Below are 16,681 nucleotides of genomic sequence, written 5' to 3'. Positions count from 1 at the left end.
AAATCTAGGGGGAGAAAGAAATGAAACCAGCGTACAGAGAGATTCAAGGGAAACGTTCTAAAAGGATACGATTTGCACTTTTAACTACGATTATGATGGTTATGCTGGTACTTCAGGCTTGCGGAAATAACGCTGGAGGAAATGGAGCATCTGCATCCGGCGGCTCTAGTACAGAGAAATCTGGAGGCAAATCCGAAAGTAACGTTCCAGCGGTACTGAACTTTGGTTTTATAGGCTCTAATAAGTTGAATGTGCCAGGTGGCGCGGAGGGCTGGGGATTTTATAAAGGGATCATTCAAGAAGAGCTGAAGAAATATGGCATTACTGAAGTGAAGCTTACGGGCTTTCCAAACGGTCCTGATCAGACAGAATCCTTAATTAGTGGTCGATTAGATATCGGCAGCCTTGGGGATACACCTGCTATTATTGCTTATGCTTCTGGCGCCAAGACACGTCTGATTTCACAATCCTCAGCCAACACTATCGGTTATCTAATCGGTAAGAAAGATGGACCAAAGACGGTGAAAGATCTGCAAGGGAAGACTATTGCCATTCAAAAAGGCTCTTTTATGCACCGTTATGTCGTTGGATTACTTCAGGAGGAAGGCGTAACTGACTACAAACTCGTGCATATGCTCATTCCGGATGCTACCGCAGCTTTAGCCCGTGGAGATGTAGAGGCTACAACGAATCTTGGTGTTCCTGCGCTGAAGTTAATTGACCAAGGCTACACTCATTTAGATGATGCCTCGAAGCATCCGAATCTGCTTGGCACCAGTGCAACTGTTGTGTCTGAGGACTATCTGGCGAAATTCCCTGATTTTCCGAAGGTGTGGAACGAGGCTCGTGAGAAAGCTTTAGCAGATCTGAAGCAGCACGAGGATGAGTATTATCAATTTCTGGCTGAAATCGGAGATACAACGCCAGAGCTGGCGAAGCAAGTAAATCCAATCAGTGATATCAAAGATACCGCGTTCACTGACGAAGGAACCAAGCTACTAGAGGGTACCAAGAACTTCCTTGTCGAAGAAAAACTAGCGAAAAAAGACTTTAATATTAGCGATTGGCAGCTGAAATAACTATGGCTGGAAAGCAAAATCTGAATTTGAAGCTGTCTAGAATAACATGTACTAGCGAGTTTTTGGGGAGGAAGTCAAATGTCGCAGCTTAAGAAGGAACTGACAGTGGATGTCCTCGTGCTTGGCGGAGGTCCTGCAGGAGCTTGGGCGGCATGGAGTGCAGCGTCACAAGGTGCAAAGGTAGTCCTTGCAGATAAGGGCTACTTGGGCACAAGCGGCGCAACTGCGCCTGGAGGGACGACGCTGCTCGTTATCCCTCCAATTGCTGAGCTGCGGGAGCAGGCGGTACAATCCAGGCTAAAATCCGGTGGATATTTGTCGGAGAATGCTTGGATTCACCGTGTGCTGGATCAGGTAGAACAGAATCTGGCTTTAATCGAGCAGTGGGGTTATCCTTTTCCAAAAGATGAGGCAGGAAACTCATTGCGCACACATCTGCACGGACCAGAATACATGCGGATTATGCGAAGAGTTGTCCGCAAAGCGGGGGTCACGATCCTCGATCAGTCGCCAGCGCTGGAACTTCTTCATGATGAACATGGGGTTGGCGGGGCTCGCGGGATCAATCGTTTGACAGGAGAGACCTGGGAAGTGAAGGCTAACGCCGTTGTGATGGCAACCGGAGGCTGTGCTTTTCTCAGCAAAGGTCTTGGCTGCAACGTTCTGACAGGCGAAGGGCTGCTGATGTCCGCTGAAGTGGGAGCCGATTTGTCAGGTATGGAATTCAGCCGCCAATACGCGCCGAGCTTTGCAGACGGAACCGTAACACGTGGACGTATGCTGGCCTGGGCCACCCTTTATGACGCGGACGGTCATCCGCTGCATAAAGGGGATCGGACTTTTGGCAGCATTCCTGAAATGCTGCTCAAGGGGCCGGTTTATGCTTCGCTTGATCTGGCAGATACAGCGGAGAAACAGGATTTTCTGCGAAAAGCGCATCCGATTTTCTTTATGCCGCTGGAGCGGGCGGGAATTGATGCGTTTAAGCAGAAATTCCCGCTCACCCTGCGCTATGAGGGCACGATGCGCGGCACTGGGGGTCTGCGCCTTACGGGCACGGACTGCCGGACGACCGTGCCCGGACTTTATGCGGCCGGAGATGCCGCATCACGCGAGAAAGTGACCGGCGCCATCTCCGGCGGCGGGGCTTATAACGCTTCCTGGGCCATATGCAGCGGAAGCTGGGCAGGCCAGGGAGCCGCGCAGCATGCACGGTCCAGCCGAGGGCAGGCGAACAGCCGCAACCTCACCGCAGCGGGACGCTACGGTCTGGCGGCTGGCGCCAACACCTCGGACACGCTGGAGGTGAAGCCGCTAGTCGCGGCGATCCAGCGTGAAATCTTGCCGCTGCAGATCAATTATTTCCGCAGCGAGCCGGGCATTTCTTCAGCCTTGAAGCGGCTGAATGCCTTGATGCCCTTCTTGAACGGGCGGGTTCCCTCCACCGTACAGGGCATCGTGCAATCGCGTGAAGCCGCGGCAATGCTCGCGGTCGGCAGGTGGATGTACACCGCCGCGCTCGCCCGCAAGGAGACGCGCGGCCTGCAAAAGCTCGCGGAATATCCAGCGCTTGATCCGCGTCAAACCTACCGGCTGATTGTATCCGGTATAGAGCAAATAAGGATCAGTACCGAGGCTGTGCCCCATGCTCATGAACTGAATCCACTAAAGGAGGGGCAAGCGATATGATCGAACTAATTAGCTTGGAACGCTGTGTGGGCTGCAAACTGTGTACGAAGGTTTGCCCAACGAACGTATTCGAGATGAAGGGGAAGATTCCGGTCATTGCGCGTCAGGAAGATTGCCAGACTTGTTTCATGTGTGAAGCTTATTGTCCTGTAGATGCACTTTATGTAGCGCCGCAGGCAGATCGGTTGATCGGTGTAAATGAGGAGGCGTTAATTCGGACGGGAGTGCTAGGAAGCTGGAGGGCTGAGATCGGCTGGGGGCCAGAGGCTAACGGCTCGATGGCGGAAAGGGATACCACCCCTTATTTTGAAGTGTTTACGGAGCAGTACCGTACGTGAAAGTGCTAGTGTACAAAAACTAAAAAAGCCACCCGAAAGGGGGGGCTTTTTGATACGTTAAAATCTATAGCAGTGCTTCAATAGCTGGCTCAATATCCAACGGGTCTACTGTAGATTCGAATCTAGTGATAACATTGCCTTCGCGATCAATCAGGAATTTAGTGAAATTCCATTTGATTTCATCATTGTTCAATGCTTCCGGATCTTTGCTCTCAAGCATGCTTTGAAGCAGCTTTCCTGAAGAATGGTTCATGTCGAAACCTTCAAATCCAGCCTGCTCAGTAAGGTGAGTGAAGAGGGGATGTTTATTTTCGCCCTTTACTTCAACCTTCTCAAAGAGAGGGAACGTAACGCCGTAATTGATTTGGCAAAATACATTCACTTCTTCATTGCTGCCAGGTTCCTGCTCCCCAAATTGATTGGATGGGAATCCGAGAATTTGGAAGCCGCGATCTTCGTATCTCTCATAGAGCTTTTGCAGGTCGGAATATTGGTGGGTAAATCCGCACTTACTTGCTGTATTCACAATCAGAAGGACTTTACCTTTGTATTGCTCTAGTTCGATATCTTTTCCCCGAATACTGCGTGCTGTATATGGATAAATGCTCATGCTGTTACATCCCTTCAGTTGTGTATTCAAAACGTTAAAGCTGTCAGTGAATAAGAAAAGGAAATATTTTCAATGATTTAATTGTAAACAATCAAAATATCGCTGTCAACATCATACATAGAAAGGGATAGGAACCTTTAAGGCATTGCTATCATAGTATGCATATGGGTTATTTCATCTTCAAAGCCTATTCAAACAAGTTGATATAGGAAAAACTTTACTTCAAATAATTTTAATGCATTAAAGCTACTCAGCGTTACATTATTATCTTGCGTCGGCAACATTTTTTGATTAAGATAGCAGAAACCAGCGTAAAAGACGCGCTGACATAATCAAAGACAATGACGAAGAGAGTAAGCATTATAGCGGATCTTAACAGGGAAGGCGTGCCGGAGACTGAGAGCACCCTCATGAGACGATGAATGCCGAAGTTCACTTCCGAGTCGGCCCCTGAAGTAATTGTCACAGGTCGTGACAGGTATGAGTAGGGAGGCCCGCGCTCCGCGTTACCGGGTGAAAGACAGAGTTAATCTTTAGTCCAGGGAATCGGATTGTCTATTCCTTTGTGCTAGTATTCAGGTTAATTCTAAATAAGGGTGGTACCACGGCTCCTCGTCCCTTGCGACGGGGGGCCTTTTTGCGTTTCAAATTATAAATAACAAGAGGGAGTGGAAGGGTAATGAGTAACGTGGAATTGGATGTGCTTAGAGGTCGTCTGGATGAAATCAATGGTCAATTGCTGGAGCTGATCTCCGAGCGGGCTAAGATTGTGCAGGAGATTGGAGTAGTTAAAGAAAAGCAAGGTGTGCCTAAATTTGATCCAGAACGTGAAAAGAAAATGCTCGATCAGCTCGTAGCGAGCAATCAAGGACCTTTCACTAACGGGACCATCCGCAGCCTCTTCAAACAAATTTTTTCAGCATCTCTGGACTTACAATCCGATGAACATAAAAAAACTTTGCTAGTCGCACGTAAGAGTCACAAAGAAGACACAGTAATTGTTCTGCCGGGAGATGTGACCGTTGGCGGTTCTTCTTCCCTGATGGTAGCCGGTCCTTGCTCTGTGGAGAGCGAACTACAGACCCGCACCGTAGCTGCAGCCCTGCAAAAAGCTGGCGTACGTGTAATGCGTGGAGGTGCCTTCAAGCCGCGGACTTCCCCTTATGACTTCCAAGGTCTAGGCATGGATGGCCTAAGAATACTACGTGAAGCAGCAAATGATTATGGCCTGCTGACCATCAGTGAGATTGTAGATCCAAGACATATTGAAGAGTCCTTGGACTATGTAGATATCATCCAGATCGGTGCACGGAACATGCATAATTTCGAGCTGCTAAAAGCGGTCGGAGAAGTTAATAAGCCAGTGCTGTTGAAACGCGGATTGGCTGCCACGCTCGATGAATTCATCCATGCAGCGGAATACATTATGTCTCGTGGCAACACACAAATTATGTTGATTGAACGCGGAATTCGCACGTATGAAAAAGCGACCCGCAACACGCTCGATATCTCAGCGGTGCCTATTCTCAAGCAGGAATGCCATCTGCCAGTATTGGTCGATGTTACTCACTCCACAGGACGCAAAGATATTCTTATCCCATGTGCGAAAGCCGCACTCGCAGCCGGAGCCGATGGTATTATGGTCGAGGTGCATCCTGATCCTGCAACCGCGTTGTCCGATGCCGCGCAGCAGCTGAATATTGATGAGTTCAACACCTTCTTTAATGAAGTGAAAGCTTCCGGACTATACCGGTAATCTAGAAATATAGAATTTAAATGATATTTCAAGGATTGGCTAGAAAATGAGGTGAATAAGCGCTTACAAGTCTATCTAATCTTTTTGTGAAGGTGAAGGCGGGTCGAGTACAATAAGGAACATAAGCGTTGCACCGGCCCCGGGTCTTTTTGAAAAAGGCCTATATACCTTATTAGTCACAGGAGGAAATTAGATTTTGAAGCAGCTTACCTTAAATAATGGGTGGTTTTCTAACACTCGGACCGATATTTTATCGGGGATGACCGTAGCCGTTGCACTCATTCCTGAAGCGATTGCCTTTTCGATCCTGGCAGGAGTAAGTCCGATGGTTGGTTTATATGCCTCTTTCTGTATTGCAATTGTAACCGCACTTGCCGGGGGCAGACCCGGAATGATCTCGGCAGCTACGGGGGCTATGGCTCTATTAGTCGGAAGTCTTGTACTAGAACACGGAATTGAGTATCTGTTCGCGGCAACGGTATTGGCTGGTGTGTTTCAGATATTGATGGGGATGCTAAAGCTGGGGCGATTTATTACGTTTTTGCCACAGCCGGTCATGACGGGTTTTGTTAACGCGCTGGCGATACTGATTTTCATGGCGCAGCTTACCCATTTTAAGGGACAAGGTTGGGTAATGTACGGCCTGGTAGCTCTGACCTTGCTTATTATCTACACGGTTCCTCGGTTTACCAAAGCCGTACCTTCAGCACTTGTAGCGATTGTTATCGTTTCTGTTCTTAGTATCGCTCTTCATCTGGACGTAAGAACCGTAGGTGATATGGGGAATATTACAGCAACTTTGCCCCTATTCCATCTCCCTGAGATCCCGTTCACGCTGGATACGCTGCTTATTATTTTGCCATATTCACTCTCACTGGCCGTAGTTGGGCTATTGGAATCCCTGATGACTGCCACCTTAATAGACGATATTACGGGCACAGGTAGTGATAAGAACAGAGAGGCGAAGGGACAGGGGCTGGCGAATGTAGTCACTGGTTTTTTCGGAGGGATGGCAGGCTGTGCGATGATTGGCCAGTCGATGGTTAACATGAAGTCAGGAGGACGCACGCGTCTGTCCACGTTTGTGTCAGGGATCTTTTTATTGTTTCTAATTATTGTACTTGGCGATGTGGTGAAGCAGATCCCGATGGGCGCTCTCGTCGGCGTAATGATAATGGTCTGTATCAGCACCTTTGAATGGGGCTCACTCAAAACTTTAACCCGTGTCCCGCTAAGCGATGCACTCGTTATGATTGTAACGGTGGTTACTGTGGTGGCTACGGACAACCTTTCTATTGGAGTTTTGTTTGGGGTTCTGTTAAGTGCTTTAACGTTTGCTTGGAAAATAGCTTCGATCCGCCTAACGGTTCAGGAAGCAACCTCTTCCAACACATATGCGGTGTCCGGCCAGCTGTTCTTCGGCACGACAAGCCACTTCATTCATGAATTCGCCTACGATAGCGATCCGGATCATATTATTATCGATTTTTCACACTCCCATGTGTGGGACCAATCTGCAGTTCATGCCATAGCGAAGACAATGAGCAAATATGCTGAGCATGGCAAAAAAGTCACCATTACCGGACTTAATGATCAGAGCTCACAGCTGGTTCAGCGGGTGGGGTTATCTATACAGTAGGACATACAAGAAAATAACGGATACCCTGATAAAAGATTGCGCTATATGCGTGATCTTTTTTTTTATAGCAGATATTAACGGTAAGAGAAGACGGGCAAGGTTTTACTTTTGGTACAATCTAATATAAAATATAAAGTGGATAATGTTTATCCGCTTTATACGCGGACGGTACTATCTACATTTTTAATCAAGCTATTTACGTAAATCGAGGTGCTATACATGCATATGAAAACAGGGGTAGAACAGTCGGTGTACGCACTGGTTCTGCTTAACATGCTGCCGGACAAGGCGGTGCTGCCTGGAGAAGCGATTAGCCAACAGCTCGGAGCATCGGCGACCTATTTTCAAAAACTGTTAAGAAAGCTGGTAACCGCAGACATCATCACGTCTGTTCCCGGCATTAAAGGTGGCTTTAAATTAAAGAAAAGACCTGAAGATATTCGTGTATATGACGTTTACCTTGCAGTGGAAGGCCAGCAGTCGCTGTACTCATCCAATGGTATTTTGGTAGACATGTTGGATTTAGAAAAAGAAGATAGCTGCTGCCTGTTAACGAATCTGATGGAGGAAGCTGAATCCTCTTGGAAAGCTGTATTAAAGCGGGAGACCATTGCTTCGTTGTCGGAGGAAATGCGTGGTGAACGCTTTAAAGATAAGATTGCAGCCTTAGAGGAATGGGTCAGCAATAAAATGGTCATCTAACCAAAGAAGGGATGTATTCGCATGAGATTAAGCATATTGGATCAGGCACCCGTGACAAGCGGTAACACTGCGGAAGGTGCCTTGAATAAAGCAGAAGAACTGGCTATTTTAGCAGATGAGCTGGGATATAGCAGAATGTGGATGGCAGAGCACCATGGCGGAAATACATTTGCTAGCTCAGCTCCGGAAGTAACGGCTGCCCGTTTAGCCGCCAAAACCAACCGTATTCGAATCGGCACCGGCGGTGTAATGATGATGCATTATTCTCCGCTTAAGCTGGCGGAAGTATTTAAAACGTTAAGTGCTTTTTCCCCGGGAAGAATTGATTTTGGTGTAGGGCGAGCTCCGGGTGGCGATACAAGCGCCATGTACGCTTTGTCTGAAGGCCGCGAGTTAATGCTGCATAATATGTATGACAAGCTTGGCATTACTATGCAGCTGCTTAGTGATCAGATTCCGGAAGATGAGCTATATGCCAAAAATCTCGCTGCTCCAACGAAGGTGGCGCTTCCTGAAGTATGGTTGTTAGGCTCAAGTGGCAATAGTGCGCGAAAAGCTGCACAAATGGGAGTCGGATACTCCTTCGCACAATTTTTTAATGGTGCGATGAGTAATGAGATCTTGGACCATTATCGGAATAACTACCAGCCTTCTATCTTTATGGACAAACCAGAGATCAGTGTATCCTATATGGTGACCACAGCAGAAACGAAGGAAGAAGCTGAGTATGAAGCATTACCGCAGGATATTTTTCGGTTGATGATGAGTAAGGGCCGGATTACTCAGGTGCTGACACCAGAAGAAGCTCAGAACATTTCGTTATCGGAAATTGACCGGATGTCAATCAAAGAAGGGCGCAAGATTCATTTGGTTGGTGCGGTTAAAGACATCGCTGTACGTTTGCAAGAAGAACAAGCACACTATGGATTCCAAGAAGCAATGATATGCAGCATTCCGCATTCGCAGGAGAAACGTCTAGAGGTTTATCGACTGTTGGCGCGTGAACTGCTAGGCTCTTGATTCTTTCCTCTCAAACCCGCATTTGATGCGGGTTTTTTGTATGCCAATTTAGCTTTTTGATCGATACATACCCTCAAAAGACAATAAATTAACCCTACAGCCTCCTAAAAGTAACATTTGAAATTCTAACTTCATCTATGATTAATGAAAGATTAAATTTTAAAAAGAGGATAGGAAGTGACCAAGAGATGTTTCCTTTACATAAATCCGTTACGCTGACAGCCTTGCTTCTAATTAATTTGCTGGCAGGCTGCCAACATCAGGTTGACCCATCCCCCCTTCAATCGGCTAACGGCTACCACACCTCAAGACCGAAGCCAACAGACACCGCTGCTAACCTCATAAAGCTGGAGTGGAAGCTGGTGGATACAATCCCCGTAGTCTCTCAACTTAGTGCTTCACCCACAGGCGCTACTTTGATTACAGAGAAGAAGCTGGATAATTTCGGAGGAATCCAAGTGAGTGTGTATACGATGGCTAGTGACGAAGACTATGTGTATGCCGGAATTTCTACATCCCAAGGACAATACAGTCTAGGGGCGATAGGAACTTATAATTATCGTCAACCGGAGGATATCAAGGTAGAAGTAGTGCGGCTGTTTAACGAAAAGGTGTTGAAAATCACCGGAGGACTAGGAGCAAATAACTCGCTCAGTAACTATTATTTAATCGACGAGAGCGGTAACCCCTTGGGTTTGCTGCAAATAGATACCGGACATTCCAAAGAGCTGGATGTTGATGGGGATGGCTCTATAGAGAGTGTAGCTGCACATGGAAATCCGATGAGTGCCTACATTTACCGCTGGAATGTTGATCACGCTGAGGTAACTTACGTTAATGATGCTTTGAAGGCGGACTCCGTGGTGCTAACAGATGAAGGAATATATGAAGCTTCTGATATCGGGGACAAGCAGAGCAAAAGATTCCGATTGACCCTAGAAGGACTGATCCCAGAGCGGTAACGCCATGACTACTGCTGCTGAAATATTTCCTGCGACCAATTCCCTCAAAACTCCGTATAGACGATTAAGCTTAAATGATTATCCATAATCTAGGAGGGGTATTGGATGAATATGCAAATGAATCCGAAATTGAAACAGCTGCGTCCGGGAAAAATAGTTAGCGGTGTTGCAGCAGTGCTCATTGTATTGTTGATTGGCGCGAACTCTTTTGTATCTGTGGAATATGGGCATGTAGGTTTGTACAAAACCTTTGGTAAATTAAATGACAATACGTTGTCACCTGGCATTCATTTTAAAGTTCCGTTTATTCAGACGGTGATTCAAGTCAATACGCAGGTAACGAAAGCGGAGACCGATACATCCGCCTCTTCAAAAGATCTTCAGCCCGTATCCACACATGTGGCGGTGAACTATTCCGTAAATAAGGCTTCCGCCTTTAATCTGATGAACAATATCGGAGGTAATTTTGATAATGTAATTATTAATCCGGCTATTCAGGAAATCGTCAAGGAAGTGACGGCAAAATATCCAGCAGAGGACTTGATAACACGTCGTGATGTAGTGTCGAGTGAGATCAGTGAGCATTTAACTGCTAGGCTGGCAAAATATGACCTGATCGTCAACGATATTAACATTGTTAACTTTAAATTCTCGGAGGCGTTCAATCAGTCGATTGAAGCGAAGCAGGTCGCTCAGCAGCAGGCGCTGAAGGCTGAAAATGATCTCCGGCGGATCGAGATTGAAGCGAAGCAAAAAATCGCCCAGGCGCAAGCAGAGGCTGAATCCTTAAGACTTAAGAAGCAAGAGGTTACTCCTGAGCTGGTGCAGCTGAAGCAAATAGAGGTCCAAGAGAAAGCGTTAGAAAAATGGAATGGCGTGCTGCCGTCTGTAACAGGGGGAGCCACTCCATTTGTAGATATTCAATCCCTGACTAAATAAATTTTGATTGAAATTATGAAAATATAGAAGAGCCCTCCTTCAATAGAAGAAGAGCTCTTTTTACTATTAATATTGATAAAGCATTGTAGGAATTTGCCAACCCGCGCCAACCGACCAGAAGAAGACATAATCGCCACGTTTGATTCGTCCGTCTTCGATGCCGCGTTGAAAGGCGATAAAAGGACTGCTTGTAGCTGTATACCCGAACTCGTCACCTACATAGATGAATTTCTCATTAGTTAGTCCAAGACCCTCTTGGATAAGTTCGATATTTTTGAGAGAGAATTGTGAAAGGCAGAAGGCAGAGATATCATCTGTAGTCAGGCCGTTTCTTGAGAGAAGCTCCTTCATGTCTGCAACCGCCGCATTTACACAAACTGTACCGTCAAAGGGTGTCCAGCGTATCCGGATTTGCTCCGGTGTAATGTCCTCATGATAAATATTCGATAAACCGCAAGCAGGGAACATAATATTCTCAGATCCCTCAGAATCAGTGTAATAAAGGGAGTCAATGAAGCCTGATTGCTCGCTACTTCGCTCCAGAATGACAGCTGCTGCGGCATCCCCGAAGTTAGGGTAAGTAATTTCATCATCCGTATTGCAGTTCACCGAGCTATAGTCGCTTCCCACGACGAGCGCATACCGGATGCTAGGATTAGCCTGCATATAACGACTTGTCTGCTCCACGGCAGACACCATTCCTGCACAGTTGGCATTGGAATCTTGCGTAATGGTCCGATGTTTACCTTGAAGCATACGGTGCAGCAGGAGTGCATTGGTAGGGTAGGTATATTCCGGTGTCTGTGAAGCGAACATGATCATATCCATATCTTCACCTTGTAAATTGGCTTCTTGTAGCGCTTTTTGGGCGGCCTTTAGTCCCATCGTTAGGGCATTTTCATCCTTTTCCTTTACGATGTACCTCCGGTCACGACCCATGACTTCTAGGAATCGCTTGATGTCCTTGCCCATACTCTGGAAATGCTCCAGATAATAATCATTAGATACGACATGCTCCGGATGGTAATAAGCGGCTTGGCGGATGGTTATATGTCCCAAATGAAACCTCCTATGCTTCAATAATTTCGTAATTTTCTAATTTCGTTGCCCGTGCTACTCGGCTTAGCTGCATTTTTAAGACAGGGCTTTTGGCAATAATGAAGGTTACTTTTTTAAATCCTGATTCTTTATACAGTATGTAGCATTGCTCAAGCATAGGAAGAGTGTCCGGCGAGGATACGTTTAATGTCTTGCAATCTAAAATGATCTCGTATTGTGCCGGGTCAAATGTACTTACAATTTGATTGTACTCCTGAATGAAGCGCCCGGCGTCCTCAGTGGACATAGAACCTTCCACTTGTACATTCAGTTTTTGGGCTGTAGCGTTTGAGGTGAAATTAAAGTTTCCCATTTTAAATCAATCTCCTCCTAAGTAGATAAAAGAAAAAATTCAATAAATAGGCTAAAAAACCTATTTATATAGGTATTATCGTATTTTTTAATGGGAAAGTTTAGGGGGATTATCCTTTATATTTTAAAAAATACAAGAAGCTATAAAATTAACTTGAAAAGATAATTGAGTTAATAATGACCTGCTTTAAATATATTTATATGAGTTAACCCAGGTTAGGGTGGTTCTGATCACCCAGTCGACTTTGCAAAGCAGAGTTCTATTGGTATGATTACAGAGATGAAAAAAATTCACTATCCAAATCATGGAGGAATGACAAAAATGAGCGAAATTACACTATCGCGGATCATTGATCATACACTGCTTAAAGCAGATGCACGGAAAGAAGATATCGTTAAATTGGCAGAGGAAGCAAAAGCCTATAAGTTTGCTTCGGTCTGTGTAAACCCTGCTTGGGTAGCTACTGCCCATGAAGTGCTGAAGGATACGCCTGAGGTTAAAGTATGTACAGTTATCGGCTTCCCACTTGGATCCTCGACAACAGAGACCAAAGCATTCGAGACCACCAATGCAATCGCTAATGGTGCGGGTGAGGTGGATATGGTCATCAACATCGGAGCACTGAAAGATGGTAACGATGAGCTCGTTAAACGTGATATTGCAGCAGTTGTAGACGCAGCTCGCGGTAAAGCACTGACTAAGGTCATCATCGAGACCTGTTTATTAACGGAGGAAGAAAAAGTCCGTGCCTGCAAGCTTTCTGTTGAAGCTGGAGCAGACTTCGTAAAAACATCCACAGGATTCTCTACAGGTGGAGCAACGAAGGAAGATATCGCGCTGATGCGTGCAACGGTTGGACCTAATGTGGGTGTGAAGGCTTCTGGTGGTGTTCGTAGTGCAGAAGATGCCCAAGTAATGGTACAAGCAGGCGCAAGCCGTATTGGTACTAGCGGTGGTGTAGCGATTGCTAAGGGAGAAACAAGCCAAAGCAATTACTAATAGAAGATAAAAAGATAAGTGAATCGGTAGCGGTGAGATGAGGTGGACAAGCTTTATTCGCCGCTATTCTTTTTAATTACATAGACATTCTGTACTAGCTACATAGGTTTTCATAAGTTTTTTTAGTTTAAAGACTTTTATTGAAAGCGTTATCTGATTTTTGTCGGACAGGGTTTCCTTCGAATGAATCAAAATATAATAATTCACACCGGAATAATAAGATTTTTTTCTTTTCAAATGATGCCGTTTATGAGAGAATGGGTACAATTATTATTTGTTAAAGATTTCTATTCTTATTTATAAAGGGAGGAAATACCAATGTCAGAAGACCGTAAGCTGTCATTTGAAACTTTGACTGTTCATGCAGGCCAGGAAATTGATCCAACTACTTTCGCACGTGCTGTACCGCTTTATCAAACCACGTCTTATGGGTTCCGTGATGCTGATCATGCAGCAGATCTGTTTGCACTCAAGGAATTTGGGAATATTTATACTCGGCTGATGAATCCGACCACAGATGTATTTGAACAGCGCTTGGCAGCACTAGAAGGTGGAGCAGGTGCACTTGCTACAGCTTCCGGGGCAGCGGCTATTTCTTTTTCCATTCTAAATATTGCGGGCGCTGGAGATGAAATTGTATCTGCGGCAAGCCTATACGGTGGAACTTATAATCTTTTTTCTACAACACTGCCTAAGCTTGGCATTAAGGTGCATTTTGTGGATTCAGATAATCCAGAAAATTTCCGTGCTGCGATCAATGACAAAACCAAAGCTTTGTATGCAGAAACCATTGGTAACCCACAGGGGAATGTCTTAGATATTGAAGCCATTGCAGCGATTGCACATGAACATGGAATTCCTCTCATTGTGGATAATACGTTCCCAAGTCCATATTTACTGCGTCCGATTGAGCATGGAGCTGACATCGTTGTTCATTCGGCAACCAAATTCATCGGAGGACATGGTACATCCATCGGTGGAATTATTGTGGACGGTGGTAAGTTCGACTGGAAGGCAAGCGGTAAGTTCCCAGGACTTACAGAGCCTGACCCAAGTTATCATGGCGTTGTTTATACGGAAGCTGTTGGACCGATTGCTTATATTATCAAAGCCCGCGTTCAATTACTTCGCGATTTAGGTGCTGCTATTTCACCATTTAACTCTTGGATGCTGTTGCAAGGGCTAGAAACACTCCATTTGCGAATGGAGCGTCACAGCCAGAATGCGCTGAAGGTTGCGCAATATTTGGAGGCACATGCAGATGTAGAATGGGTAAGTTATTCTGGACTTCCTACTCATCCATCTCATGAATTAGCGCAAAAGTATTTACCTAAAGGTCAAGGAGCGATCCTTACCTTCGGTATTAAAGGTGGAAGTGCTGCGGGACGCAAGCTGATTGAAAATGTGAAGCTGTTCTCGCATTTGGCGAATGTCGGTGACTCCAAGTCATTGATTATTCACCCTGCAAGTACAACACATGCACAGCTGTCCGAAGAAGAGCAAACCACAGCGGGAGTAACCCCGGAATTGCTCCGCTTATCGATTGGTACGGAATCTATTGATGATATTATTTATGATCTGGAACAGGCCATTGCCGCTAGTCAACAATAGAACAATGAAGTTCAAGGAAGGCATCTGCTGCTATGCGGCGATGCCTTTTTTTTGTGATTTAATAAGGCTAAATCTTCATATGATTTGGCAACGCTTGCATATTTCATGTGAGGTTCCCGTATTTATAAGTGTGGTAATAAGATGTCGGTGGCATGATGTTTATGTACTAGGCGTACCGGCAGCAATCCAAAGATAAAGGGTGGGTGCGAAGATGAAGGGTGAACGTCAGCAGGATGGTTTTCGGAGTAGTGAAGAGCGCCCGTTCAAGTTCATGTATAAGGCCAGTGATCGGGCTGTTGGGATGGAGATGAGCCAAGCCGGATCTGTAGCCTCCGCTGCCGCAGAATTTATCAACGGAGTAGAGCAGAAGGATGTCGTAGAACCTTTGAACCGTTCTTATTTTAAGCGGCCTGGGGAACCGTCGGCCTTCTTAGTGCTGCGTGAAGGACGAGAAGAACGTGAAGAGCGCCCTGCAACAAGGGAAGGAATAAGATCCGTTCAAGCTGGCCCTTGTCTGATACGAAGTGAGGAATGGCTGCTCGAACCTGAATTGTTCTGTCTTTATGAGAACTGGTTATCCAGTGAAGATGAGCTGCAGGCCAATCGAATGCTGCAGCGGATTTATTATCGATTGCAGGCAGCGACGACAGCGCTGCTGGAATCACCGGATGGTGAATGGGCAGCAGTTACGCTGCTGCATCCAGAGGAGCTTGCGACGCAGCCCGCAAAGCTCACCGCGCTTCAGGACGCGCAGCTCGAAGCGCTTTTTACTGCGGTGGCGGAGAGCCAGCGGCAAGGCGGCGATTGCCGCCTGGACCTGCTGGCCGCCTACACCGCAAGCGGAGCCGAATTCGCGGCAAAGCGCGAATTCATCGAGGTCGTGGCCGATCAGACCCTCGGCCACGCTTATGCGGCGGCGTGCCGCATCGGGGCGCTGATCGCGCCCGATGTGGCGCCCTCCGCCGCCGCGGAAATCGCGCGCATCGCCGATTTCCTAGTGCTCGACGGCGCAGCAAGCGAGCTCGCGCCGGAGGGGGCCGCCGCAGAGGGCTTTGCCCTGGCGGCGGGGGAGATCCTTGCCGCCGTGCGGAGCGTGAAGCCGGCGGCGGTAGTTCTCGCCGCGGGGACTCCGGCGGCGTCGGCTTTGGCCGATCTGTATCAGATCGGCTTCAGCGGGATCTTTTGCAGCGCCGGCCAGCGGACCGAAGCGCTGCTTAGAGCAGCCTGTCTGATCTGGATCGCCAGGCAGCAGGAAACACTGGACACTGCCGCCGGTGGAAGGCAGTAGGACAACAACGAAGCGGCTGTCACATAAGCCGCTTCTTCTTCTAAATAAGATAAAAAGACAAGAGAGCAGGGATTCTGCCGTTATTGGAGAATCACTGCTCTTTATGATTAGAGGATCACTGCTCTTCGTTATTGAATGCTCACTGTAATTTATTGTTGGGGGATCTTCTTCATGTTGAGCGTTTCATTTATAAATCCTGTCTTCAGGGTCAAATCGTCTTGCTCCAGACGATTTGCCTTCAGGCCCTTATTAATTTACATAAAAAGTATAATGGAAGAGGCGGATCGAATCTATTAGCACCCTGCTGAAAAGAGGCGCTGCGCATGTCCGCAAATTTTAGAGTTGCCCTGAAGAAGATTGTTGACCATTCTTACGACATTGAGATCGGAGAAGCTTTATTTAACTCATTAATAGAGGACTTAAAACAAGGAATCGTAGAGAATGTGAGCAAATTTGCGATAATTACGGATTCCAAAGTTGAAGTGCTGTATGGACAAGCCTTACTGGAACAGCTGATTCAGAACGGTTTTCATGCGGAGCTTTTTTCTTTCCCCGCCGGAGAAAAGTCCAAAACCCGTGAAACGAAGGCACAGCTTGAGGATCAGCTATTAAGAAAAATACGCCACTAGCGGGTAGCT

Annotated in this window: 16 protein-coding genes; 13 read left to right on the top strand and 3 right to left on the bottom strand. The window is 46.6% G+C overall.

Going from position 1 to position 16,681, the window contains the following annotated elements; translation table 11 throughout:
• Positions 1-20: 20 nt before the first annotated feature.
• The 3 genes from ACN6KS_RS26605 to ACN6KS_RS26595 all read left to right on the top strand — a co-directional run bounded on the left by ACN6KS_RS26605 (position 21) and on the right by ACN6KS_RS26595 (position 3,106).
• On the top strand, positions 21-1,079 hold the full coding sequence (locus ACN6KS_RS26605; RefSeq protein ID WP_440960823.1) for an ABC transporter substrate-binding protein: 1,059 nt from the start codon (positions 21-23) through the stop codon (positions 1,077-1,079).
• A gap of 78 nt (positions 1,080-1,157) precedes the next feature.
• A complete protein-coding gene (locus ACN6KS_RS26600; RefSeq protein WP_094876901.1) occupies positions 1,158-2,768 on the top strand; it encodes an FAD-binding protein in 1,611 nt (536 codons plus the stop codon).
• Entirely contained in the window at positions 2,765-3,106 is a 342-nt protein-coding gene (locus ACN6KS_RS26595; protein ID WP_280787932.1) for a 4Fe-4S binding protein, read from the top strand. The genes ACN6KS_RS26600 and ACN6KS_RS26595 overlap by 4 nt, the downstream gene beginning before the upstream one ends.
• A 64-nt stretch (positions 3,107-3,170) precedes the next feature.
• Here ACN6KS_RS26595 and ACN6KS_RS26590 read toward each other — a convergent pair whose 3' ends face one another.
• A complete protein-coding gene (locus ACN6KS_RS26590; RefSeq protein WP_042131085.1) occupies positions 3,171-3,716 on the bottom strand; it encodes a glutathione peroxidase in 546 nt (181 codons plus the stop codon).
• 679 nt (positions 3,717-4,395) lie between these two features.
• Between ACN6KS_RS26590 and ACN6KS_RS26585 the strand changes: the two genes are divergently transcribed.
• The 6 genes from ACN6KS_RS26585 (at position 4,396) to ACN6KS_RS26560 (ending at position 10,734) form a co-directional block, all read left to right on the top strand.
• On the top strand, positions 4,396-5,472 hold the full coding sequence (locus ACN6KS_RS26585) for a bifunctional 3-deoxy-7-phosphoheptulonate synthase/chorismate mutase (protein ID WP_094871014.1): 1,077 nt from the start codon (positions 4,396-4,398) through the stop codon (positions 5,470-5,472).
• A 193-nt stretch (positions 5,473-5,665) separates the two neighbouring features.
• Positions 5,666-7,111, top strand: a complete 1,446-nt coding sequence (locus tag ACN6KS_RS26580) for a SulP family inorganic anion transporter (RefSeq protein WP_440962449.1) — start codon at positions 5,666-5,668, stop codon at positions 7,109-7,111.
• A gap of 219 nt (positions 7,112-7,330) precedes the next feature.
• Entirely contained in the window at positions 7,331-7,813 is a 483-nt protein-coding gene (locus ACN6KS_RS26575) for an Rrf2 family transcriptional regulator (RefSeq protein ID WP_094871010.1), read from the top strand.
• Between the two features lie 21 nt (positions 7,814-7,834).
• On the top strand, positions 7,835-8,833 hold the full coding sequence (locus ACN6KS_RS26570; RefSeq protein ID WP_094871008.1) for an LLM class flavin-dependent oxidoreductase: 999 nt from the start codon (positions 7,835-7,837) through the stop codon (positions 8,831-8,833).
• A gap of 188 nt (positions 8,834-9,021) precedes the next feature.
• Positions 9,022-9,795: a hypothetical protein gene (locus ACN6KS_RS26565; protein WP_440960822.1), complete on the top strand. Its 774-nt coding sequence runs from the start codon at positions 9,022-9,024 to the stop codon at positions 9,793-9,795.
• 105 nt (positions 9,796-9,900) lie between these two features.
• Positions 9,901-10,734 carry a prohibitin family protein gene (locus ACN6KS_RS26560; protein ID WP_256989860.1) on the top strand — a complete coding sequence of 278 codons (834 nt, stop codon included), beginning with the start codon at positions 9,901-9,903 and terminating at the stop codon, positions 10,732-10,734.
• Positions 10,735-10,800: 66 nt separating this feature from the next.
• On the opposite strand, the gene ACN6KS_RS26555 is transcribed toward ACN6KS_RS26560, so the two are convergent.
• Both ACN6KS_RS26555 and ACN6KS_RS26550 read right to left on the bottom strand, forming a co-directional pair.
• Positions 10,801-11,793, bottom strand: a complete 993-nt coding sequence (locus ACN6KS_RS26555; protein ID WP_256989859.1) for a ketoacyl-ACP synthase III — start codon at positions 11,791-11,793, stop codon at positions 10,801-10,803.
• A 10-nt stretch (positions 11,794-11,803) separates the two neighbouring features.
• Positions 11,804-12,145: a hypothetical protein gene (locus ACN6KS_RS26550; protein WP_094871005.1), complete on the bottom strand. Its 342-nt coding sequence runs from the start codon at positions 12,143-12,145 to the stop codon at positions 11,804-11,806.
• Between the two features lie 321 nt (positions 12,146-12,466).
• Between ACN6KS_RS26550 and deoC the strand changes: the two genes are divergently transcribed.
• The 4 genes from deoC (at position 12,467) to ACN6KS_RS26530 (ending at position 16,672) form a co-directional block, all read left to right on the top strand.
• A complete protein-coding gene (gene deoC / locus ACN6KS_RS26545) occupies positions 12,467-13,144 on the top strand; it encodes a deoxyribose-phosphate aldolase (protein ID WP_094871003.1) in 678 nt (225 codons plus the stop codon).
• Between the two features lie 318 nt (positions 13,145-13,462).
• Positions 13,463-14,755 carry a homocysteine synthase gene (locus ACN6KS_RS26540; RefSeq protein ID WP_094871001.1) on the top strand — a complete coding sequence of 431 codons (1,293 nt, stop codon included), beginning with the start codon at positions 13,463-13,465 and terminating at the stop codon, positions 14,753-14,755.
• A gap of 211 nt (positions 14,756-14,966) precedes the next feature.
• The gene (locus ACN6KS_RS26535; protein WP_094870999.1) at positions 14,967-16,043 is read left to right on the top strand and encodes a hypothetical protein; all 1,077 of its coding nucleotides are present in this window, start codon (positions 14,967-14,969) and stop codon (positions 16,041-16,043) included.
• Between the two features lie 323 nt (positions 16,044-16,366).
• Entirely contained in the window at positions 16,367-16,672 is a 306-nt protein-coding gene (locus ACN6KS_RS26530) for a hypothetical protein (RefSeq protein WP_341135761.1), read from the top strand.
• Positions 16,673-16,681 lie beyond the last annotated feature (9 nt).

Source organism: Paenibacillus nitricinens (assembly GCF_052056485.1).
In the GTDB taxonomy this organism is placed as follows: domain Bacteria; phylum Bacillota; class Bacilli; order Paenibacillales; family Paenibacillaceae; genus Paenibacillus_AQ; species Paenibacillus_AQ nitricinens.
The sequence above is the reverse complement of the archived record's forward strand: the minus strand, read 5'-3'. Positions and strand labels throughout refer to the sequence as shown.

Bases quoted from the DNA above. Each gene is read 5' to 3' on its own strand.
- ACN6KS_RS26605 (WP_440960823.1), top strand. From the start codon at position 21: ATGAAACCAGCGTACAGAGAGATTCAAGGGAAACGTTCTAAAAGGATA.
- ACN6KS_RS26600 (WP_094876901.1), top strand. From the start codon at position 1,158: ATGTCGCAGCTTAAGAAGGAACTGACAGTGGATGTCCTCGTGCTTGGC.
- ACN6KS_RS26595 (WP_280787932.1), top strand. From the start codon at position 2,765: ATGATCGAACTAATTAGCTTGGAACGCTGTGTGGGCTGCAAACTGTGT.
- ACN6KS_RS26590 (WP_042131085.1), bottom strand. From the start codon at position 3,716: ATGAGCATTTATCCATATACAGCACGCAGTATTCGGGGAAAAGATATC.
- ACN6KS_RS26585 (WP_094871014.1), top strand. From the start codon at position 4,396: ATGAGTAACGTGGAATTGGATGTGCTTAGAGGTCGTCTGGATGAAATC.
- ACN6KS_RS26575 (WP_094871010.1), top strand. From the start codon at position 7,331: ATGCATATGAAAACAGGGGTAGAACAGTCGGTGTACGCACTGGTTCTG.
- ACN6KS_RS26570 (WP_094871008.1), top strand. From the start codon at position 7,835: ATGAGATTAAGCATATTGGATCAGGCACCCGTGACAAGCGGTAACACT.
- ACN6KS_RS26565 (WP_440960822.1), top strand. From the start codon at position 9,022: ATGTTTCCTTTACATAAATCCGTTACGCTGACAGCCTTGCTTCTAATT.
- ACN6KS_RS26560 (WP_256989860.1), top strand. From the start codon at position 9,901: ATGAATATGCAAATGAATCCGAAATTGAAACAGCTGCGTCCGGGAAAA.
- ACN6KS_RS26550 (WP_094871005.1), bottom strand. From the start codon at position 12,145: ATGGGAAACTTTAATTTCACCTCAAACGCTACAGCCCAAAAACTGAAT.
- deoC (WP_094871003.1), top strand. From the start codon at position 12,467: ATGAGCGAAATTACACTATCGCGGATCATTGATCATACACTGCTTAAA.
- ACN6KS_RS26540 (WP_094871001.1), top strand. From the start codon at position 13,463: ATGTCAGAAGACCGTAAGCTGTCATTTGAAACTTTGACTGTTCATGCA.
- ACN6KS_RS26535 (WP_094870999.1), top strand. From the start codon at position 14,967: ATGAAGGGTGAACGTCAGCAGGATGGTTTTCGGAGTAGTGAAGAGCGC.
- ACN6KS_RS26530 (WP_341135761.1), top strand. From the start codon at position 16,367: ATGTCCGCAAATTTTAGAGTTGCCCTGAAGAAGATTGTTGACCATTCT.